Annotated in this window: 16 protein-coding genes; 10 read left to right on the forward strand and 6 right to left on the reverse strand. The window is 41.9% G+C overall.

Annotation, left to right across the window (positions count from 1 at the left end; all coding sequences use genetic code 11):
* Positions 1-279: 279 nt before the first annotated feature.
* Together ACN222_RS06565 and dnaG are read right to left on the reverse strand one after the other, a co-directional pair.
* Complete coding sequence (locus ACN222_RS06565) at positions 280-2,454, reverse strand: tetratricopeptide repeat protein (RefSeq protein WP_010995494.1); 2,175 nt, start codon at positions 2,452-2,454, stop codon at positions 280-282.
* Positions 2,455-2,739: 285 nt separating this feature from the next.
* Positions 2,740-4,662: a DNA primase gene (dnaG, locus tag ACN222_RS06570; protein WP_010995495.1), complete on the reverse strand. Its 1,923-nt coding sequence runs from the start codon at positions 4,660-4,662 to the stop codon at positions 2,740-2,742.
* A gap of 166 nt (positions 4,663-4,828) precedes the next feature.
* Between dnaG and ACN222_RS06575 the strand changes: the two genes are divergently transcribed.
* A complete protein-coding gene (locus ACN222_RS06575) occupies positions 4,829-6,181 on the forward strand; it encodes an N-acetylmuramoyl-L-alanine amidase (RefSeq protein ID WP_010995496.1) in 1,353 nt (450 codons plus the stop codon).
* A gap of 32 nt (positions 6,182-6,213) precedes the next feature.
* Here the strand turns inward: ACN222_RS06575 and dprA are convergent, their stop codons facing one another.
* From dprA to ACN222_RS06590, 3 genes are all read right to left on the reverse strand, one after another.
* Complete coding sequence (dprA, locus tag ACN222_RS06580; protein ID WP_010995497.1) at positions 6,214-7,332, reverse strand: DNA-processing protein DprA; 1,119 nt, start codon at positions 7,330-7,332, stop codon at positions 6,214-6,216.
* 234 nt (positions 7,333-7,566) lie between these two features.
* Positions 7,567-8,223, reverse strand: a complete 657-nt coding sequence (locus tag ACN222_RS06585) for a DUF2301 domain-containing membrane protein (protein WP_010995498.1) — start codon at positions 8,221-8,223, stop codon at positions 7,567-7,569.
* Positions 8,224-8,287: 64 nt separating this feature from the next.
* Positions 8,288-9,088, reverse strand: coding sequence for an SAM hydrolase/SAM-dependent halogenase family protein (locus ACN222_RS06590; protein WP_010995499.1), 801 nt, complete (start codon positions 9,086-9,088; stop codon positions 8,288-8,290).
* 111 nt (positions 9,089-9,199) lie between these two features.
* On the opposite strand from ACN222_RS06590, the gene ACN222_RS06595 reads away from it, so the two are divergent.
* The 9 genes from ACN222_RS06595 to ACN222_RS06635 all read left to right on the forward strand — a co-directional run bounded on the left by ACN222_RS06595 (position 9,200) and on the right by ACN222_RS06635 (position 20,638).
* Positions 9,200-9,355 (forward strand): hypothetical protein, encoded by a 156-nt coding sequence (locus tag ACN222_RS06595; RefSeq protein WP_010995500.1) that lies wholly within the window; start codon positions 9,200-9,202, stop codon positions 9,353-9,355.
* 214 nt (positions 9,356-9,569) lie between these two features.
* The gene (locus ACN222_RS06600) at positions 9,570-10,982 is read left to right on the forward strand and encodes a metallophosphoesterase (protein WP_010995501.1); all 1,413 of its coding nucleotides are present in this window, start codon (positions 9,570-9,572) and stop codon (positions 10,980-10,982) included.
* A gap of 279 nt (positions 10,983-11,261) precedes the next feature.
* On the forward strand, positions 11,262-11,717 hold the full coding sequence (locus ACN222_RS06605; protein ID WP_010995502.1) for a hypothetical protein: 456 nt from the start codon (positions 11,262-11,264) through the stop codon (positions 11,715-11,717).
* A gap of 217 nt (positions 11,718-11,934) precedes the next feature.
* Positions 11,935-14,796 carry an NACHT domain-containing protein gene (locus tag ACN222_RS06610; RefSeq protein WP_010995503.1) on the forward strand — a complete coding sequence of 954 codons (2,862 nt, stop codon included), beginning with the start codon at positions 11,935-11,937 and terminating at the stop codon, positions 14,794-14,796.
* 330 nt (positions 14,797-15,126) lie between these two features.
* A complete protein-coding gene (locus tag ACN222_RS06615; RefSeq protein WP_010995504.1) occupies positions 15,127-15,777 on the forward strand; it encodes an IS4 family transposase in 651 nt (216 codons plus the stop codon).
* Positions 15,778-15,958: 181 nt separating this feature from the next.
* Positions 15,959-16,171, forward strand: coding sequence for a hypothetical protein (locus ACN222_RS06620; RefSeq protein WP_010995505.1), 213 nt, complete (start codon positions 15,959-15,961; stop codon positions 16,169-16,171).
* A gap of 415 nt (positions 16,172-16,586) precedes the next feature.
* Entirely contained in the window at positions 16,587-17,312 is a 726-nt protein-coding gene (locus ACN222_RS06625; protein WP_044520891.1) for an ABC transporter permease, read from the forward strand.
* A gap of 387 nt (positions 17,313-17,699) precedes the next feature.
* The gene (locus ACN222_RS06630) at positions 17,700-19,550 is read left to right on the forward strand and encodes a bifunctional serine/threonine-protein kinase/formylglycine-generating enzyme family protein (RefSeq protein WP_010995508.1); all 1,851 of its coding nucleotides are present in this window, start codon (positions 17,700-17,702) and stop codon (positions 19,548-19,550) included.
* A 146-nt stretch (positions 19,551-19,696) separates the two neighbouring features.
* Complete coding sequence (locus ACN222_RS06635) at positions 19,697-20,638, forward strand: ADP-ribosylglycohydrolase family protein (protein ID WP_010995509.1); 942 nt, start codon at positions 19,697-19,699, stop codon at positions 20,636-20,638.
* Positions 20,639-20,798: 160 nt separating this feature from the next.
* On the opposite strand, the gene ACN222_RS06640 is transcribed toward ACN222_RS06635, so the two are convergent.
* A complete protein-coding gene (locus ACN222_RS06640; protein WP_010995510.1) occupies positions 20,799-22,070 on the reverse strand; it encodes a hypothetical protein in 1,272 nt (423 codons plus the stop codon).
* Positions 22,071-22,084: the final 14 nt, after the last annotated feature.

The raw sequence follows: 22,084 nt of genomic DNA on the forward strand, positions 1-22,084 counted from the left end.
GTCAAATAATAAAAACTTGCTATTTGCTTTACGTATTACCCTTTTAGTTACATTGTTCAGAGTTTATATGAACGTCTGTAACATATTGCTTGCACTTTCTTGAGTAATTTCTATCTATAGGACTCATACTTGATTTTTGAAATACACGTAGGGGAGCCACTGCGTTGGTAAAGCAGTACGGTCTTGGGGTTTCCCCAAGTGGAGTAACTGCTGAAAGGGTTTCCCGGCTTGGAGCAAGTGGCGTTGGGCATTGCCCACCCTACAGATACTGAGAATTTTTCAGAAATCAAATCTGATTCCTATAGTTGCAATTAATTGTTTAAATTTTTCGTCACCTGCAATCTCATCAAAATCTATATCAGTGGCAGCATCTTCTTTATATTTGGGATTGAGAATGATAGCTTGTTGCAGATTTTCTAGAGATGAGTTAACATCTCCTTGCATTGCATAACAGGCGGCTTTATTATAATAAGCACTGGCATATTCTGGTTTAATTTCTAAAGCTTGATTAAAAGAGGTGATTGCTTCATCATCACGACCTAATCTAACTAGAGAGTAACCGCGTTTGTCCCAAATTTTTGGAGAGTTCGGTTGTAATTCTAAGGCTTGATCAAAAGAGGCGATCGCTTCTTCATATTCTTCTAATTCTATCAAAGCCAAGCCACGATTTAACCATACAACTGCATCATCGGGTTTAACTTGCGTAGCTTTATCAAAGGCGGCAAATGCTTCTTGATGTCGGCGGATATTGCCGAAAGCTACACCAAGATCACACCAAGCTTGATGATAGTCTGGTTTAATCTTAATAGCCTGATGATAAGACTTTATCGCATCTTTGAAGCGTTTTAACCTTGCCAAAGTTAAGCCATGCTTAAACCAAGCTACAGCATTATCTTGTTGGATTTTAACAGCTTGTTCGTAACAGGTGATCGCTTCTTCGTAACTCTTTTGAGAAAATAGACTATCTCCCTGTTCAATACATTCATCAAAGCTTAATTGAGGCTGTTCATTTTCATTTACTAAAACTTCTAATTGATCTTTATGTATAGGTTGTGCTTCCACAACCACAGGGGGTTGATTTTCTGCCAACTCTTGCAGAATTACATCCTTACGTCTTTGAGCATCTAATTGTAGCTCTGAGAGTTGGTTGACAAAATCTGTTTCTAATTTCTCTAGCTTTTGTAAAATCAGTAACTTTTGTTGTTGAGCATTATGCTGTAATTCCGAGAATTGGGAAACAAACTCTGACCCAGATTTTTCTAATTCCTCAATGATTTTCTCTTTGCTATTTCCAGTATCTATTTTTAGTTCAGATAGATATGATGCTAACTCTTGCTGAGTCTGTATCTGTAATTCAGCAACTTGAGCCTGGAATAAATCTTTCAGTTCTTCTAAACGGTGAATAATCTTATCTTTACGTATTTGTGCATCTGTATGCAATTTGTTTAAGTTATTATCCAGTGAATCTTTTTGCTTTTGAGCTTCTAATTGCAGTTCCGAGACCTGGTTATTAAAAATATTGGCGACTTCTTGAATATTTCCTAGCTGAATATCTTTCTGTTGTTGTAAATCTCCCTGCAATTCTGCTTGAAAGTGAGAAAAATCCTCAAAAACACTATTTTTATTTTTCTGAGCTTCTGCCTGTAAATTTATCAGATAATTATTAAAATCAACCCCAGCAGTATCTATATTTCCTAAAACCGCCTTTTGGTGTCTTTCAGCTTCTTTTTGTAGTTCTGTGAGTTGAACCTCAAGTAGCGACTCTATCTTAATAATATTTTCTAAAGTTATATCTCTTTGCTTTTTAGTATCTGAGTCAGATTGAGTTAATCTATGAGCAAATTCCCCGACTAAACTCTCTAGCTTACTTTGAAAATTAGCAATCTCTGTTGTTATTTGCGCTAAATTATCTGTTTTTGCTTGCAGTAACTCGGATGTTACAACAGACAAATTTTCTTGCTCAATTTTGATTTTTTGCTGTAATGATTCAATTTCTCTTTCTAAAAGACGATTGATACTTTTTGCATCTTGAATGAGATTTTCAGCATCTTGTTTAACGATGATTAACTGAGTTTCTAGTTTCTCTATTCCCTCAAATTGGGACATTGCTCTATTGACAATTTCTCGAATGGCTACTCGCCGTAACAACCAAAATAGAGCAATGATGGCGACAGGAAATAAACTGAGGATGACTAACCAGATATTGAGCAGGACGGTTGTACGGCTAAAGGCTTGCTCAAAATCAGCTTGGATTTGTGCGCGTTCACCTTTTTCTGCACGCAATCTTGTTAACTCTTCTCTTTCCTGATTTGTTAATGCTTGAGCGAGTATTTTTTGTTGAGAGATGGATACTGTAGCTTGTCCACGGCTAATATCAGCAAACATCAGAAAAGAAGAAAAGACTAAAGTGCTTTTCAAAAGTAAGGATACAAAAAATTGATTCTTGCTCTTCATTACAACTATCCTGATTTGTTGGTCAATTGTTGAGGCGGTGTGCTTATCTCCTAATCTATAACATTCAGATATGAAAGACGATGAAGCCTATGACTTTAGTTCCGGAGTGTAGGGGTACAGGGGTAATACCAATTCTCCAAAATTAAGCAACAGATGTAAAGCTTGAAACCCAGAGAGTAACAGATTTTCTTAATTGCGAATTGCGTTGGTGTTAGCCTACTCTGCGAGTTCTCCGCAGGAAGACAGCGAATTGGTATAATACCTGTTTTTTTGTAGGGGATCTATTTATAGTAATTCTGTTAGGGAAAATTGGCGTTGTCGGTCTAGTTCTTGTAGCTTGATTTTTTCGGTGTAGAATGCCTGATAATATGATTGCCATTTTTCTGGTTCAGTTTCAGGATCAGTTTCTTGCCACAGTTCCAGAAAGTGACGATAACGCTTTTCTGTTAACACTCGTTCCATACAGGCGATCGCTGCTTGTACAACTTGGGTAGTCCGCATGATCTCTTTCTTGGTTTTCTCATTGAGATGAAACAGATGAGAAATTACCCCAAGTTCTTCAGCTATTTCTAAATATATATCTTGCAATCGGGAAACTAAATCAACCTGTTCACCTGTGCATTCTAAAATCTGTTGCCACAAAAATCTATGGTGGGATAGGCTAAACTCTAAATTTCTGGCTTCTAGTTCTTCCATAATCACTCGACGCTGTTCGGGACAATGGAGGTAAATCCGCAGTAGTAGCGCCTCAGCTAGTTCTAGCAGGCTGCGATCGCCATTGAGTGAAGAAGTAGGGTTGGGGACTAGGGAAAGGCTTCTATTCGTCCTGGTTGACAGGGGTTTGTTATAGCCGGCGGTAGTTGGGGTGATTTGCGTGAGGAGATTTTCCACTCGCAGGGGGATGAGTCTGGTGTCTCCTAAGCTGAGGATTTCCGCGCAGTAAGAAACATAATAGTTACGGGTATCACTATTAACTATATTTTTGAGTAGTTTGACAAATTGCTGTGTAACTTGCTGAAAATCAGTCGCTTGTTTTAAATCGCGGTCTTTGATAATCTGCTGAATCTGCCAGTTCAACCATAAGGGCGCATTTGCTAATAATTGCCCGTAATCTGCTGGTGTATGGCTACGCAGATATTCATCAGCATCTTTGCCATCGGGGATATTGAGAATTTTCAGTTGCACTTCGCCTTTGTAAGCTAAATCGGCAATTTCCCCGATCGCCCTTTCGGCGGCGTTGGTTCCGGCTTTATCTGCATCAAAGTTGAGTACCAACTGTTTTGAGTCGGTGTAGCGTAATATTAGCCGGACTTGTTCTAAACTCAGGGCAGTACCTAAAGAAGCCACAGCATGATTAATTCCGGCTGCGTGGAGAGCGATCGCATCAAAATAACCTTCCACCACCACGGCTTGATCAAACTGGGAAATCCCCGCTTTGGCTTGGTCGAGGGCGAAGAGGGTTTTACCTTTATTAAATAGTTCGGTTTCTGGTGAATTTAAATACTTCGGTTGTTCATCCGTTAAAGTTCGTCCACCAAAGCCAATTACCCGTCCTTGGATATCGCGGATGGGAATCATGAGGCGATCGCGGAACACATCATAATATCCAGCGCCTTCCTTACGCGGTTTAATCAAACCTGCTTTTTCTACCAGATGCACTGGATAATGTTTATCTTCCACCAAATAACGATGGAGAGTTTCCCAACCTGCGGGCGCATAACCCAAGCCGAACTGTTGGATTGTTACTTCATTAAATTGGCGATCGCTTAGTAAATACTGCATCGCCCTTTGTCCTTGTGATTGTCTGAGGGCGTGTTGATAAAAACTAGCCGCCGAAGCCAGCACCTCATACAACTGTTCCCGCAACGATATCTGACGCTGTAATTCTTGCCTTTGCTCTGGTTCCAGGGTTTGGACTGGGACTTGGTAGCGCCTAGCTAAATCTAACACCACATCCGCAAACGATCGCTTGCCCAATTCCATCAAAAACTTAATCGAATTTCCCCCAGCCTGACAACCGAAGCAATAATACATTTGCTTAGTTTGGCTGACAGTAAAACTAGGAGATTTTTCATCATGGAAAGGACACAAGCCGACAAAATCTTTACCCCGCTTGCGTAAAACCACATATTCCGATACCACATCGACAATATCAGCCCGATGTTTCACTTCATCAATCGTATCTGGATGGAGGCGCGGAATTTGCATTTTTGTTACTTGTCAGTTGTCAGAGACGCGATTAATCGCGTCTGTACAGTTGTCAGTGTTCAGTGGTCAGTATATCTATTCCCACTCCCCATATAATGATTGTTGCCAAGCCAAAAATATTGTATAGAATTGCTTACGCTTAATTTTATCAGAGGAAATACGGGAGATGGGGCGTATTTTTATTTCGGCAGCCCACGGAGGCAGAGAAGCGGGAGGAGTAGATCCAGGCTCAATCGCGGGGGGAACGACGGAAGCTAGAGAGATGATTCTGTTACGAGATTTAATTGTGACAGAATTGCGATCGCGGAGTTTTGAAGTTTTGTCTGTTCCCGATGATTTGAGTGCGGCTGATACTATCGCCTGGATCAATGCTCGTGGTCGTCGAGGTGATGTATCCCTAGAAGTCCATGCTGATTCGGCGAGTAGTCCGGCTGTGCGGGGTGCTAGTGTGTTTTATATTGCCAGTAATAATGAGCGTAAAAGCAACGGGGAATTGCTGTTAGTTGGATTGTTACGCCGTGTACCCCAGTTACCAAATCGGGGTGTTAAACCAGATACAGACAGTGGTTTGGGTAGATTAGCCTTTTGTCGGCAGATTGCGATCGCTTCTTTACTCATGCAGGTGGCTTTTCTCAGCAGTCCTGAGGATCGGGCTTTGCTGCAAAATCGTCGGCGCGATTTCGCTTTGGGTATTGCTGATGGTTTGGCTTCATGGAGTCGAGTAATTGACCCTAACCCAGGAACTCCCGCAGACCCGAATTACCCACCCATCAATATTAATATTAACGGGCAGAATTATGCAGAGCAAGGCATCTTAGTTAATGGTAACGCTTACATTCCCATTGATTTAGTCGATCGCCTGCGGATTGATTTATCAAAAGCACCGAATGTCAATCGCATTACCTATCGGCGAATTGTCTATGTCAAAGCGGTGGAACTGCGAGATTTTAATGTAGCCGTTAGCTGGGATGCAGCAACACGCACCGTCATCTTACGTTCCAATTTGGTAGTGTGTCCTGGTCAAATTGACAGAATCATGTCCAATGGAACTACCTCAGAAGTGCAAATGCAACTATTCTTGAGAAACAATAACGAAAATGCCTTAGCCCAATTTCCTGACTTACCTAAACTCTATCGAGAAGAAGCCAGCGCCGAGGGCGTAAATTATGACATTGCTTTCTGTCAAATGTGCGTAGAAACAGGATTTTTGCGCTTTGGTGGGGATATTAAAGCAGAACAAAATAACTTTGCCGGTTTAGGTTCCATTGGTGGCGGTACAGAAGCAGCAGCTTTTCCCAGTGCCAGGATCGGTGTCAGGGCGCACATCCAGCACCTCAAAGCCTACGCCAGTTTAGAACCCCTAGTCAATGAAGTAGTAGATCCCAGATTTCGCTTTGTCACCCGTGGCGTGGCGACAAAAATTGATGAACTTTCAGGACGTTGGTCAGCCGATTTAGATTATGGGTCAAAAATCACAGCTATGGTAAAACGTTTATACGAGTCCGCCGGTTTGTTTTAATAGTGAATCCGGTCTAAGCAACGCCCAAAACTCTAACATTTTTGATATCTCATCCCTGGGAGTTGCGAAACTATACCCATCAATTCTAACTGTAATAAAGCACTGGAAACCGAACCAGCATTCATACCTGTTTGCTGAATAATCAAATCGAAGGGTAAAGCATCAAAACTAATAGTATCAAGTACCCGTTGCAGTTCTGGTGATAAAGTAGGTAAACTCAACTGCTCTGGTACTGATGATTTATCCACCACATCCAAGTGTGGTATTGCTCCCAGCATTTTTAAAAGTTCATCGATTTCTCTGATAATTAAAGAAGCCCCTTGGCTGAGTAATTTTAAACAACCTTGGGATGGATGATCATCTACTCTTCCGGGGAGTGCATAAACATCTCTACCGAAATCATTGGCGTAGGTAGCCGTAATTAATGCACCAGACTTGATTGGTGCTTCCATTACCAAAATCGCGCGACTCAACCCCGCAATAATTCTATTACGACGAGGGAAGTGAGTGCGATCGGGTGGGGTTTTGGCAGGATATTCACTCACAACCAATCCATTGGTCAAAATCTGCTGGTACAAATCCCGATTTTTATGGGGATAGACAACATCTACACCTGTACCTAAAACAGCAATAGTTCGTCCACCAGCTTTTATAGTTGCATTGTGGCTTACCGTATCGATTCCTTCCGCCATACCAGAAACCACAGTGAAGCCATTTTTAGCTAAAGCAGTGCTAATTTGCCGAGTCCAGCGTATGCCATACTCTGACGGTTGACGTGTCCCAACAATTCCCACTAAGGGTTTATTTCCCCAATTTTCTTGTAAATCTACCTCACCCTGATAGTACAACATGGGTGGTGGGCTGGGAGTTTCTAACAACAAACGGGGGTAGTTGGTATCGGCTGGTGTCCAGAAATTTGGGTTGTCTTGCTCATGCTGGATGAGTAATTGTTGTGGGTGAAGACGCGATCGCTGTTTTACCACTTTTTCTAAAGTCTGTAAACCAAAGCCCTCAACTTCCCCTAACTGCGCCTGAGGAGCATTCCAAGCTACTGCTAATGTACCGAAATGCTGCTGTAATCGTCGCAGCAAAACAGGCCCAACCCCGGAAATTTGCGCCCAAGCTAACCAATAGGCTCGTTCTTCACCCACATTCCCATCCTCACACCCACTGGGTTGAGTATTCCCAAATTTGGGGGTTGGGTATCGGGGATTGGGGGTTGGGGATTGGGGGTTGGGGATTGGGGATTGGGGACTGGGGATTAGGGACTAGGGATTGGGGATTGGGGATTGGGGACTGGGGATTGGGGACTGGGGATTGGGGGTTAGGGACTGGGAAAAGTTCTCCCCTGCCTCCTCTGCCTCCCCTGCTTCTTATTCTGTCTCCTAAACTTTGACTGAGTTTTTATCTTTTAGATAGGCAAATACGGATTTATCACCAATATCGGGAGGAATGGCTTGTATGACCTTACGCACAGCAAATATTAAGAATAAAATTGCCCAAGTTCCTAATAAAATTTGTTCCCATTGAGTTGGTAAAACTCCTACCAAATGTCCTAATAAAAGTGTGGGTACGAGGAAAGTTAGGACTTTGGTTTCTAAACGATAAAAACAAAACGCTTCTTTGAAATAAATCCCTGTTAAGGCTGCGAAGGTAAAACCAATTCCCAATATGGTCAAAGGTTGATTGTATACAGTCACAGCAAAAGGTTGACTGTCGGAATGTCCGAAGATAAACGCAGCAATGCTACCAATTATCCAAAAGACCTGTAAGAGTCTGTGCAACGGTGCAAGATAAATATGAATCGTCAATAAACTTACTCCCAGCGCCAGGCTGAAGCAAGTGTATAAGGGCGTTAGTGCTTGGATAGCAATAGGATTATTGGTAAATAATACTAAAGCAGTGCCAATGGCAAAGCTCAAGGCGGCTACCATTAAACCAGAACGGTAAATAATCACACCATTGCGATCTCTCTGATTAATCGTAAACTCCCCAAACTGGCCTTGATAAACTTCCGGTGCAGATATTGTTGATGTAGTCATTAGTCATTAGTCCATATTCATTAGTCAACAGTCAACGGTTCTCACCTTGCCTTTATTCACTAGTCTAATAACTAATGACTTCTAGAGGATCTTGCAAGTTAATTTGTAACTGTGAATGTGCATCACCGCTATTGATGGCAATTTCTACCCAGCCATGACTGCCAATTAAAGCTGTAGCCTCTCCCAGTTTCACATTACTATAGGTATCACACCCCGGAATCATCAAGCCACTAACTTGCACACACCATTTTTTGCCTTGTATGCAATCACCAGGAATATTACTAACTAAATTACCAAAGTAATCTATATATTGAATACTACCAGACCAGCCGGTTGCTGTCTGAGTACAGTTTTTCATATTCATCTGTACCAAACTGGCTGGTTCAATTTCTTGCCCCAGATGTTGAAGAGATACACCACTAGCTAGATGAGCGCCGACTGGGGCAAAAATATCTCTACCATGAAAAGTTTTGCTAGGTTCAGGAGTACGCCAATACTGGGAATTAGTTAGCTCCACAACTGCCATAGCTGGACTTTGAGATAGTACACCGCTAAATATGCCATTATCTGGCCCGACTAGAAACCCATCTGCAAATTCTACTGCGATCGCTCGTCTTCTACTACCCACCCCCGGATCTACCACTGCTATGTGTACAGTCCCCTCTGGGAAGTAGGGACAAGCATTCATCAAACAAAACCTAGCAGCAGCAATATTTTGCGGTGGTATTTGATGGGTTAAATCCACCACCTGCAATTTAGGGTTGATTTGGGCAATTACTCCTTTCATTACAGATACATACACATCGCGATCGCCAAAATCACTCAGTAAAGTCAACAGAGGCTGATTAGACCAATTTTTCGGCATAGCCTATAAAAATATCTATATTAAATTAATTTTTTCTGTAACATACACTACGAAACTTATGCTATGTTAGGAAGAACAGACATAAAGCAGAAAAATTAAGAGGTTAATCCTATGAGCCAAACTAGATTTAAGGCGAATAGCACTGCCAAGGAAGTACACAGACAAAATATTCAAAGAAACATACAGCACCGTCTAGACGTAGCTAGAGCCAAAGGTGATGAAAGACTAATTCGGCAACTAGAAGCTGAATTAAGACAATTTGCCTAAATTTCAGGACTCATTGTTCATAGTTTTGTTGTGTTCATCCCGCTCAGGCGGGTTTTTTATTGGAGACTCAGGTTAACCATTAATATTCCTCCTTTCCAACTCCTGCATAAAAACTAAAACCTCAACGTGTAACTCAGCAAGAGGTTCAAAGGCTAAGGCCAGACTTCAATACACAGAAAACAAGGTTTATTGTTTTTTCTACAGGAGATAAAAGATGAAAAAGATTAATCGCAGAAAGGCAATTAAAACAGTATTTCTCACTAGCTGCGCTATGTTTGGTTTGCTAGCGCCATTTGGTACACAGATGCAATATGGTTTAGCGCAAGCCAACGATAATTTCTCAATGATCATAGTATCCGATACCCAATATCCTTGGACAGCAAACACAGATCAAGGAATAGAGGAAACCGAAGATCAAAAAAAGGCGGGTTCAACTATTGCTAATCAAAATCATGTCAATAGTGTGAACTCATTGGTACAGCAAGTAGGTAATGTCAGAGGGACAATCCTGAATGGAGATATCACCGCCTTTGGACATAGTTGGCAGTTGGATAAGTACAAAGAAATCTGGAAACAGCTTTCCGTCCCCGTTTATCCTGGTCTTGGCAATCATGATTACGCCAATAACGTTGATGACTGTTATGCAAACAACTGCGCTATTGGTATGGTCGAGTATGTGCGGGATGCAATTAAAAAACTCAATCCCCGCAGTTTTGATTATCGTGAAAGTAACAGCTATAAATTTCCAGAACTCCGTACTGAATATATCGGTAGCCTAGCTTATTCCTGGGATGTGGGTAATATCCACTTTGTTCAGATGCACAACTATCCCATATACGAAAGAAAGTTCGAGGGTTTTGATGCTAGCGCAGCTAAACGCAAGATTGTGCAGATTAAGCATTCTTTGGACTGGCTAGAAAAAGATTTAACTCAAGCCAGGAATGAAGGTAAGGCTATCATCCTCAATTATCATGATTCAGATAATAACTGGAAAAATAATTATGCGCCGGCAACTTATGAACAGCTAAAAGCACGCTTTAGTGACATCCTGAAAAAATATAACGTGTCAGCTGTTTTTGCGGGTCACTATCACACAAGAATTGGCAAAGCTGAACCATATAACAATTTTTCCACTGTTTATGGAAGTGTACCCGTAATTTATAGCGGCTCTGCCTCTCAGAACAACTATCTACTCGCACGTTTTGAAAATGGACAAATGACTGTGGAAAAAGTGAGTAGCGCCAACGGTGGTGCGTCACGCACACTTGACGGTACATACACACTTAAAACAGGTAGTCCGGCAACACCCATTGCACCTGCACCAGAACCGGGTTCGATTACATTTTTCAATCAGGGTGGCTATGTGGCGCGTTATAACCTCAGCTACACATCCGGCGGACAGAAGGCATCATTTAGTACTGGGAATATGGCTTTAGGTAATAAGAAGCGATACGATTTACCAGCCGATGCTACAAATATCAAGGTTCGTGGTGAAGCCAAAACTGGACTCATTTGGAATCCGTGGCGTGATATTTTCAATCGTTCAATCGAACACCCTCGTGGGTCGATATGTTTCAAGAGCTACAGCACGACCTTAAATGCAAAATGGAACAATAGCTGTAACTAATCAGCAGTGATATTAAGTTTCTCAGATAAACACCAAAGAAAAATCCGAAAAGTCTCATAACTGATGAGTAGATATGAGCATAGATTCTACTCCATAGGATTAGTATTTGATTTTTTCAATCCATGTAGGCAATGCCCATCAGAATCCTTATGTGGTGGGCATTTCTCACCCTACAGATACCAAAAATTTTAATGAAAATCAAATCGGATTCCTGCATCAGTTTTGAGTCAAGCTAAATCGCCCAGTGAAGTATAAATTTATCAAATTAATAGACTGAACATGAACATTTATCCCCAAAAACAAATGAAGTCTTTGTTATTCATCTTAGCTACAACTTTTGGCACAGCTTTATCATTTACCGCTAGTGTTAATTCTGCTATTGCCTCAGAACTGGCAGCTAATAAAAATTCAGCAGTGAATAGCGGAAATATAGCCAGTGTACGCACTTGTCCTAAATATGCAGGAGGAGGAAGATTATCAGCCAGAATCGAAACTCCTAATTTCATTATTCATCTTTGCGAGCGGCGGAAAAAGCTGTTTTATACAGGCATTTCTAAGCACACAGGTAAAGGGATTTATTCTTTACCAGCTTATGTGGAAGAAGGCACAGGATATGTCGCTCAAAATGGCAAATATGAATATATCGTTACTGGTGCCAGTCTGGACATTATCAAAAATGGCAAAGTTATACAGTCGGAAACTGTAACTAAATTTATCAGTGGTTATTCTAATTAAGGATATCTAATGTCAGATTAGTTTGAAGACTGAAAATATCTGTGGGGGTTAGTAATTTGTAATTAATAATAGATAATTCAGCAATCTTGATGTGGTGAGTAATTCCTACTTCAATTAACTCTGGAAGTCCTTACTCAGGAATCAGCGCTCTCTACTTTGCACTCCCCAAAATGCTACACTAAGCTCGAATTAACGGTAGTTACACGGGTGTGAGTGGATGGGCAAGCGCTTCTGGCAAACTTGGCAAGAATTTAGGCAGTCATTTTCAGTATCAGACAGCCTGAGTACAGGCATCGAAACTGGTAAGGCATTGTTGGAAGCTGCCAATACTCTCAAAGAAGAGGGTGATAGTATAGAAATCTTGCAATCAGTCCTGCAAAACTCATCTTCTTTATTAGATGTGTTGTGTTCGCCAATGGCGCAGGTGATAGGTGCGGGGTTGCCATTTGTGCCAATTGGCATTGCTTTGTTAAAATTTGCCCGTGACATAAATCAGCAAGACCCATCTTTAGAAGACTGCTTTTTTATAGTTAGTCAAGCGGCTTATTTGGAAAGCGCTAAGGAAATTTTAAGTTTAAACATATATCAGAATTTTAATTGGGATGCCAAGCTAGATATTAAAGCCATCAGTCAGCAAATAGAAAAGCTTAATGATGTTGAATTTAATTCTGATACTGCGAGTAAAGCAATCAGATGTTTCCATGAATCACCTTTAGCTGAAGCCTTCAATCAGGTCTTATTAGCTAGATTAGCAGCAGCCAATATTTCCCCAGGACTAGCGGAAATTTTAACCCAACGTGTGGCTCGGAACACTCACCGCTACATCATTAAAGCTTGGATAGAAGCGGGTGAGGCGATAAAAACTTTAATTCAGCCTTCCTTGGGTGATTGGCAGAGAGAACAAGAAAGGTTCCAGAGTATTGATAGTTATTTAAAAACTCATATTGAGCAGAAACCTTTTGAATTAGTTTTTGATGAAAAGTTCGCCTTTAAAGATATTTATGTACCTATCAAAGCCAAGCCTGTAGATGCAAATGGCAAGATAGATGAAGAAAAAGATTCCTTCAATTTAGAAACTTGGGCGAAAACGATTCTGTGGAAGCCAGATAACTTGGAACAGGTAATGTTTATCCAAGGAGGCCCAGGTAGGGGTAAAAGCGTTTTCTGCCGAATGTTTGCTTATGCAGTGTGGCGACAGTTACACCCAATTTGGACACCGATTTTAATTCGCTTGAGAGATATCGATACTTTTGAATCACGGTTAGAAAATACTATCAAAGCTGAATTAAAACTGGGTTTTATTCAAGGTGATGCTAACTGGTTGACTAATGCCAATACTCGATTTCTGTTTATTCTTGATGGTTTTGATGAACTACATATTGAAACGAGAAATAACCTCAACTTGGGCGACTTTATTAAGCAAGTAGCTGGATTTCAGAAAGAATGCAAAGATTATAGTGAAATGGGGCATCGAGTTATTATTACTGGTAGGTCGATGGCTTTACAAGGTATTGCTAATTTACCCCGCAATTTAGAGCGCGTGGAGATTGTCGAGATGGATGGACAACTCCAACAGCAATGGTTAAATAAGTGGGAAGCCTTACAAATAAATAAAGGTAAAACCATCGCATTTGAGCAGTTTTTACAAAGTGATAAATGCCCCGATGAAGTTAAGAAATTAGCTCAGGAACCGTTACTGCTCTACTTATTAGCGGCAATGTATCGAGATTGGAAGTTAGACATTCATAAGTTAGAGCAAGCAAGTGATAATCGCACCGCTAAAATTATCATTTACCAAGAAGCTGTAAATTGGGTACTGACTAAACAGCGTTCTGACGCAGATGGGACTGATTTAAATATTGAGTTCACTAAACAAAAGCCGGAGGATTTAAAACGCATCCTCATGGAAGCTGCGGTTTGTGTTGTGCAGTCTGGTGGTGAATTTGCTTCTATGTCTATGTTAGAAGCACGTTTACAAGAAGATGAAGCGGCGAAGGCTTTAATTGAAAAAGCGAAAGAGAAACTGGGGAATGAGGCACTGAAAACAGCTTTGGCTGCGTTTTACATTCGTCCGGCGGAAAAACAAGAGGGTGGGGTTGAGTTCTTCCATAAAAGTTTCGGTGAGTTTCTCTTTGCTGAACGCCTGAAAGCACGGCTTAAGGCTTGGACGCAATATTACGATGGGGATGAGGGGAGACAACCAATTATTTCTGAAGCTGTGATGAATTGGGAAGTCTATGATTTACTTGGTTACGGTGGGTTAACTAGGGAAATTGTAGACTACCTGATGGGGTTGTTAACCGAGAGTCAAGATTTCCGGTGGGTGGAATTATTTAAGCGGTTAGACAAGTTTTATAGTAAATGGTGTCAAGGGAAATTTATTGACACGGCTGAGGAGACTTTACCCCAGAAGAAGTTGCGACAGTTGCAAAGATATGGGATTACTGGGTTAGGTCAGCGTCAGGTAGATGTTTACGCTGGGTTGAATGTGATGATTCTGCTGTTGGAGTTACACCGTTATGCTCAAGAGCGAGATGATCTGAAAGCAGAAATTGTCTTTTATCCATCTGGGAAACCGCAGGAAAATAGGCGCACAATCCAATTGCTTCGCATCATTAATTATAGTGATGGCTTGAATTTAAGCAACTTTATCAAGATAGTTGGCAAATTTCTCAGAGGCGCATACCTCAGTGGCGCATACCTCAGTGGCGCAGACCTCAGTGGTGCAGACCTCAGTGGCGCAGACTTCAGCGACGCATACCTCAGTGGCGCAGACCTCGGCGACACATCCCTCAGAGGCGCATTTCTCAGAGAGGCAGACTTCAGAGGTGCATATCTAGATGCCGCAGACCTAAGTGGCGCAGACCTCACAGAGGCAGACCTCACAGAGGCAAACCTAAGTGGCGCATACCTCAGTGGTGCATACCTCAGCAATGCAGACCTTAGTGGTGCATACCTCAGTGATGAATTTTGGGGAGATGTCAAATGGGATGAAAAGACAAACTGGGAGAATGTACGAGGATTGGATACAGCAATTAATGTGCCAGAAGCGTTAAAGCAACAGTTAGGACTGAGTTAAATTTGTGATTAATGTCCTGTGCAACTTGCTCTCAATATATAAGGTTGGGTTGGGCTGTTGCTTCACCCAAAGAGATTTTGATTTACGTGGGAGAATAACGCTCTGCTATCAGTTTGGGCGGAGGAAAATGAATTTGGAAGAACCCCTCTCCAAACCTCTCCCCGACGCGGGGCTACGGTGTACACACAAGTCCAAGTAAAGTAATAAGAGCAGGAGTTGTGGGGAGTAACAGTCGGTGGAAAATCCAATCAGAATACACGCGCAAGAAGTTGAGGGAAAAGCATTTGGAGACCCAAGACTCTCTAAAAGGGGGCGGCATTGTACGAAGCAATGGGAAAACATCAATCAGTCAGCATTCGACAAATAAGTAAAAATAGAGCCGAACAAGTGGGATATTATCGGTTTTTGGAGAATGAGAATGTGACAGTAGGGGAATTAGTGCGAAGCCTATCAGACCACTGTGTATCTCATGTAGAAGGAAAGCACATATTAGCCATCAGTGATACGAGCGAAATTAACTTGCAGTCTCATGTAGGCAGGTTGAAAGCTTTGGGTGTAGGTGTAGTAGGAAACAACAAAGATGTAGGATTTTATATTCATCCAACACTAGTATTAGATGCAGAGAATGGATTTCCCTTGGGGATAAGCGCAGTAAAACTGTGGACTAGAGATATCAACCATCAAGATAAGCATGAACGAAACTATCAGCTATTACCAATAGAAAAGAAAGAATCATATAAGTGGCTACGCTCTGCCGAAGAAACGCAAAAATGTTTAACTATTGGTAATGCCAAAATCGTGACTCACATCGGCGACCGCGAAAGCGATATATATGAGGAATTTGCGACAGTAGCGAATCGAGACAATCATGTATTGGTCAGAGCGCGCATTGACCGTCGTCTAGTGGGAAAGACCTCATCACTTTATACATACTTAAACCAACAGCCGAGCGCTACGGTGTACACACAAGTCTTGAAATAACGCCTAACGCTTGGTTTCGTCGTCTAGCTCTAGGCTGTGCGATCGCTCTGGAAGCCTGTCATTGCGAGGAGGAACGACGAAGCAATCACAAAAACTACAGGATGATGCGATTACTTCGCTCCGCTCGTAATGACAGTTAAAAGGGTCTTTACGGCTTGAAACCCTTGCAGATAGTACTTGTGTGTACACGGTAGCCAATGCACAATGGCAGCAGCTTGAGGGAATGGAAATTCAATGCGACAAGGTAGAAGTTTACGAAATCACTGACCAAGGTAAATATGTTGCGGTAATACGTGAAGGTAGCGAGTATTGCTTTTATGTGCATGACAACTCAGAGCAATTAAAGTTTTATGTAGAGAATCTACACGGCTCTCATGTTTATAGATCTGATTGATGACTCTATTAGATATGTCACAACAATACCATTTGAATGTTTTGATATGTCTCCCTCTGATGAATTTCAACAAGACAGATTATTTAGCCAATGCAATATCAAGAATAATTTAGCAAGGTTATAGAGTTGTCAGTGATGATGTAACTGAGGTTTTAAAGCTGGTGAAGCGTTAGGGAGTTGTTACACTCCCTTTCTTTTTTGTGTAAGCAGGGTAAGAGATAATAAAATTGAGCATTAAACGAGCATCGAAAGCGTGTACAAAATAATACTCAAAATAGGATAACAAACATTGAAATTAGTGATTTTGAGAATTATTTGAGCATTAAAGTGATATTAGGAGCTAAAAATGTTGTCAAAAAAGAGTTTCAAGTTTTCCTCATGGCAGGCGGTTTTCTCCGTACTCATATTTATATTCATGTACCTACCTATTCTGGTACTGGGATTTTATAGCTTCAACAAATCACCTTACAGTGCAACTTGGCAAGGCTTCACCCTGGATTGGTATTACCAGCTATTAGGTGACGATCGCATCTTATCAGCTTTGAAAAATAGTTTACTGGTTGCCTGCTGTGCCGTTAGCATTGCCGCCGTGTTGGGAACCTTAATGGCTGTGGGTTTGGCGCGTTATCAGTTTCCTGGCAAGAATTTGTATCGTGGTGTTGCTTACCTACCATTAATTATTCCCGATATTGCGATCGCTGTTGCCACTCTCGTCTTTCTCGCTACCTTCGCCATCCCCCTCAGCTTATGGACGATTGTAGCTGCTCATGTGGTGTTTTGTATTGCTTATATTGCTTTAGTAGTTTCGTCTCGATTGACAAATTTAGACCCCCACTTAGAAGAAGCAGCACTTGATTTAGGCGCTACACCAATACAAGCATTTCTCCAAGTATTACTACCTCAATTAATGCCAGGAATTGTTGCTGGCTGTTTGTTAGCATTTGTCCTCAGTCTAGATGATTTTCTCATTGCTAGTTTTACCTCAGGTAGCGGTTACAACACCCTGCCAATGGAAATTTTTAGTCGGATTAGAAGTGGTGTTAAACCTGATATTAATGCTCTCAGTGTTTTGCTGATTTTTCTATCGGCAATTGTTGCCTTTATAGCAGAATCAATTCGCTCCTTAGGAGAACGAAAATAAACAAAATATAAACACACTTGACAAACTTAATTATTTAATTCTAATATTATTATAGAAATAGATATCTGTTAACTCGTGCATTCTCCGCAGGTGAATGAAAATAAATGTAAGTTTGTAGTCAGTGCTTTAGTCCTAGTTAATATTATTCTGGGTAATGAATTGCTATCTACGAACTATAATTTTATTCGCACTAGCTTACTCACCTTACAAATGTATCTTCACAAACTAGCCAGTAACGAGTAACAGATTAACTCTATAAATTCATCTGTATCTGCCGTTTAAGTATTTCTACAGATGAAAATCTTTAATATTCATTTGTCTAGATATTGCTTTTCAATTCGATAATATTGGGGCTAAGTTTGGACAAGATGCTATTATCCCTTCGTTATGCAAATCTGCCAAAATCCCAGTTGTTCAAACCCATTCAATCCTGATGGCAATAGATTTTGCATGAGTTGCGGACAAAGCAACTTTGGCAAACTACTAAGAAATCGCTACCGCGTACTAGGACTGTTAGGTGAAGGTGGATTCAGCAAGACCTATGCAGCTGAAGACGCAGATAGACTAGATGCGCCTTGTGTCATCAAACAATTCTTTCCACAAATTCAAGGAACCGGACAACGCAGCAAAGCGGCAGAATTTTTTAAAGAAGAAGCCTTCCGCCTGTATGAACTGGGAGAAAATCACACTCAAATACCAAGATTATTAGCTTACTTTGAACAAGGTTCTAGCTTATATCTGGTTCAGGAGTTTATTAAAGGACTAACACTTTTACAAGAAGTCCAGCAAGAACCATTTAATGAAGAAAAAATTCGGCAACTGTTAATTGATTTATTGCCAGTTCTCGATTTTGTTCATTTTCATCATGTCATCCACCGAGATATTAAGCCAGAAAATATTATTCGGCGTGATGGTGATGGCAAATTAGTATTAATTGATTTTGGTGGTGCCAAACAAGTTACCCAAACTAGTATAGCTAGACAGGCAACAGCTATTTATACCCTTGGTTATGCGCCAACTGAACAAATGGCGGGGTTTGCTTGTCATGCTAGTGATTTATATGCTTTGGGTGTTACTTGTGTCAGGTTGTTAACCCAATGCTTACCGCAACAAAATCTTTATGGACATATTGATGATGGTCTTTATGACCCTATGAATGGTAAATGGTTATGGCAAGAATATCTACAGGACAGAGGTATCACGATTAGTGAAAATTTAAGTCAAATTTTAGATAAATTACTTAAGCATTTACCTAGTGAAAGATATCAATCAGCCGCAGAAGTTCTCCATGATTTACAAGTCTTCACAGCAATAGTTGAGGAAACTCAAATTTTGCCAAATACTCAAACAACATTAGTCCCATTAGCACCAGCAACACAAAGAACAAAACGACCATTACCTCCCCTACAAACCTTTGAGTATGAGGTAGTGACGGTAGATACAGCCGGCCGTATCGTCAACCGCGATCGCACCAATACCCAAATTCTGGTAGAACAATTAAACAAAGACATCACCCTGGAAATGTTGTCAATTCCCGGCGGTGCATACCTGATGGGTTCGCCCAACTTTGAAGGAGATGCCGACGAACGCCCCCAACACCAAGTAGCGATCGCCCCCTTTTTCATGGGAAAATATCCCGTAACTCAAGCACAGTGGCGAGCTGTCGCTGGCTTACCCAAAATTAAACAAGCCTTAAATCCTTACCCCTCAAAATACAAAGGTCAAAATCGACCAGTAGAAAACGTCTCTTGGCACGAAGTTTTAGAATTTTGTGCCAGACTCTCCGAAAAAACCGGACGGGAATATCGCCTACCCAGCGAAGCCGAATGGGAATATGCTTGTCGTGCTGGAACAACTACATCTTTCCATTTTGGCGAAACCATCACCCCTGATTTAGCCAACTTTAGCGACAGCGACATTCACAATATCGAAGCCAAAACCAGATATCGTAAAGAAACTACGGATGTCGGCAATTTTCGCGTAGCCAACGCCTTTGGATTGTACGATATGCACGGCTTAGTCTGGGAATGGTGCGCTGACCCTTGGCACAATAACTACAACGGCGCACCAACAGACGGTAGTGTGTGGGAAGCGGGTGGTGATATATATCGCCGAGTGTTGCGTGGCGGTTCTTGGAACTTTGGCGCGGAACTTTGCCGCAGCGCCAGCCGCAGTTGGAATGAGTCAGATGGCGGCTTAAGGATATGCGGTTTTCGGGTGGTATTTTCCGCAGGTTAGATCGGGTCATTGGTAATGAAAGAGAATTTAATTTGTCCCCATCCCCAATCCCCAATCCCTCATCCCCGCCTTGTAACAACTATGGCAACAAGCTTTTCAGGAAATCTATAAAGTAGATTTTTGATCATCTACATGGAGATTAGATAATGCTAACCGCTCCAAAAACTTTATCTGGTTTGATGGGTTTATGTGTCGGTGATGCGTTGGGTGTGCCGGTGGAGTTTACTAGCCGCGCCGAACTAGCTAAATCTCCGGTAACAAAGATGCTAGGCTACGGCACATGGAACCAACCCCCAGGAACTTGGTCTGATGACAGTTCTTTGACATTTTGCCTGGCAGAAAGTCTATGTAGAGGCTATTCGCTAGATGCGATCGCTCATTCTTTCTGGCGTTGGTACAAACAAGCTTACTGGACACCCCGTGGGGAAATCTTTGGCATTGGTGAAAGCACTCATGCCGTAATTATGCGTCTCAAGCAAGGAATTTCCCCATTACACGCAGGGGGAATCAGTGAGATGAGTAATGGTAATGGTTCTTTGATGAGAATTTTACCAATGGCCTATTGCCATAAAAATTTACCTTTTGGTGAGTTGATTCAGCGTGTGCATGAAGTTTCTGGCATTACCCACGCTCATCGTCGTTCCCAAATGGCCTGCGGTATTTACATTAGCATTGCTGTGGAGATCCTCAAAGGATCTGATCTGCCCACAGCTTATTTACAAGGGCTAGAAAATATCCACAAAATCTATTCATCTGAAGAATATATTCGAGAACAGCCACATTTTCAGCGAGTCCTCAGCCGGGAAATTGCCCAGTTATCAGCAGCAGAGATCAATTCTGGTGGTTATGTAATTGACACCTTAGAAGCGTCTCTGTGGTGTTTGTTAAATACTTCTTCTTACTCCGAGGCTGTGCTGAAAGCAGTCAACTTGGGGGGGCATACAGACACAACGGCGGCGGTAACAGGGGGGTTAGCGGGGATTTACTACGGAATCGAATATATTCCCCAACAATGGGTAAATCAAATTGCTCGGAAACAAGACATTATTAATTTGGCGAATCGCTTTGCGGCGGCTGTTTATTTATAGTTAGGGGTGTAGGGGTATGGGGGTTTAGGGGTATCGTGGTATGAGGGTGTAAAGGTATATATAAAACCGTAAACAGTGTTGAATCACTTGGATCTCGATTTTATCCGTTAATTCTTTCCCCTACACCCTTACACCCCTACACCCTTACACCCCTACACCCTTACACCAGAGACAAAGAATAGACCTGACCATCAATTAACAGTCTGGTGATACCCTTAGCTTGCAGATGGGTGCGAGCTTTGTGCAGCATTCTACTATCGGGGACTTTAATCACGCGATCGCGCTTGGTAGAAAAGCGTTTAGCCACACGGTGGTTATCAAATATTGGTAGTGTTCTTTGCTGGGTTTCTAGACTAGGAATTTGCCCCAAATCACCAAAGTCTTTGAGTGGTCTGGTAATTAACTCCGAGGAGCGATCAATAACCAAATAGCAGGTCTTGGGCAAAGATGCCACAGATAGGGGCAGTACTTGCACTGCGGCATCCCCAAATCTCCTTCTGGTAACTAGAGGTCTTGCCTCCTCTAAGTCGTCTTCCTCGTCCTCGTAGTCTTCCTCATCTAAATCTTCGTCTAAGTCCTCCTCTAAATCATCTAAATCCTCGGATTCGTCCAGTAAGTCTTCGCCAAGCATTTCGGCGATTACCTGCGGTGGAGCATAGCCCATCGGTGTGACTTCCGCCGTTTCATCTTCTAGCGATGGACTGGAAACACTGATAATTTCCTGCGGTTTCCCTACAGGAATTTCCAATTGCCGTGCTATGGGTTCCCTGTCTTCTTCCTCTGAGGCAGAACGCCGCCGCACTCTTCTAATGACTGGGGTTGGTTTTTCTTCTTCCTCAGCAAAGAACTCTGGTTTGGCTTGTCGTGCCTTTCTAATAACTGGGGTTGGTTTTTCTTCTTCCTCAGCAAAGAACTCTGGTTTGGCTTGCCGTGCCTTTCTAATAACTGGGGTTGGTTTCTCTTCTTCAGGTAAAGGTGCTGGCTTGGCTTGCCGTCCCCTCCTAATTACAGGGGTTGGTTTTTCTTCCTCTGCCAACAAAGGTTGGGGGTTCTCTTCCGGCAAAGGTGCCGGTTTAGCTTGCCGTCCCTTTCTAATAACTGGGGTTGGCTTGTCTTCTACCCGTGAAGGTTCCGGTTTTGTGATTGGCTCTGGTAGCTCAACCTTCTGAGTGCTGATGACCGGGGCTTCCTCTGGTTGTCCCACAAAAGGAATTTGGTCATAACTGACCTGCGCTCTACCTTCAGGAGTCCTAGCAGCACGTTTCAAAGAAACGAGAAATTCGTACTCATCTTCAGGCAAGGTACTTTTGAGCAGACGGCTAATTGTGGAATTACTCACGTCATAGCGTTCTGCTAAGGTTGAGGTCGTTTCAGCAGTTTCTCGATATAGCTTGAGAATTTCTTGTTTGTCAGAGTTTGTTAGTTTTCTCACGGTAGATACCAATC

Source organism: Anabaena sp. FACHB-595 (genome assembly GCF_048568275.1).
Taxonomy (GTDB): Bacteria; Cyanobacteriota; Cyanobacteriia; order Cyanobacteriales; family Nostocaceae; genus Trichormus.

What these genes read in the sequence shown, in the direction of transcription:
- dnaG (WP_010995495.1), bottom strand. Translation starts at nt 4,662, where the DNA reads ATGCAAATTCCGCGCCTCCATCCAGATACGATTGATGAAGTGAAACAT.
- ACN222_RS06635 (WP_010995509.1), top strand. Translation starts at nt 19,697, where the DNA reads ATGCTAACCGCTCCAAAAACTTTATCTGGTTTGATGGGTTTATGTGTC.
- ACN222_RS06565 (WP_010995494.1), bottom strand. Translation starts at nt 2,454, where the DNA reads ATGAAGAGCAAGAATCAATTTTTTGTATCCTTACTTTTGAAAAGCACT.
- ACN222_RS06615 (WP_010995504.1), top strand. Translation starts at nt 15,127, where the DNA reads ATGGGAAAACATCAATCAGTCAGCATTCGACAAATAAGTAAAAATAGA.
- ACN222_RS06595 (WP_010995500.1), top strand. Translation starts at nt 9,200, where the DNA reads ATGAGCCAAACTAGATTTAAGGCGAATAGCACTGCCAAGGAAGTACAC.
- ACN222_RS06590 (WP_010995499.1), bottom strand. Translation starts at nt 9,088, where the DNA reads ATGCCGAAAAATTGGTCTAATCAGCCTCTGTTGACTTTACTGAGTGAT.
- ACN222_RS06625 (WP_044520891.1), top strand. Translation starts at nt 16,587, where the DNA reads ATGTACCTACCTATTCTGGTACTGGGATTTTATAGCTTCAACAAATCA.
- ACN222_RS06630 (WP_010995508.1), top strand. Translation starts at nt 17,700, where the DNA reads ATGCAAATCTGCCAAAATCCCAGTTGTTCAAACCCATTCAATCCTGAT.
- ACN222_RS06600 (WP_010995501.1), top strand. Translation starts at nt 9,570, where the DNA reads ATGAAAAAGATTAATCGCAGAAAGGCAATTAAAACAGTATTTCTCACT.
- ACN222_RS06605 (WP_010995502.1), top strand. Translation starts at nt 11,262, where the DNA reads ATGAACATTTATCCCCAAAAACAAATGAAGTCTTTGTTATTCATCTTA.
- ACN222_RS06585 (WP_010995498.1), bottom strand. Translation starts at nt 8,223, where the DNA reads ATGACTACATCAACAATATCTGCACCGGAAGTTTATCAAGGCCAGTTT.
- ACN222_RS06575 (WP_010995496.1), top strand. Translation starts at nt 4,829, where the DNA reads ATGGGGCGTATTTTTATTTCGGCAGCCCACGGAGGCAGAGAAGCGGGA.
- ACN222_RS06610 (WP_010995503.1), top strand. Translation starts at nt 11,935, where the DNA reads ATGGGCAAGCGCTTCTGGCAAACTTGGCAAGAATTTAGGCAGTCATTT.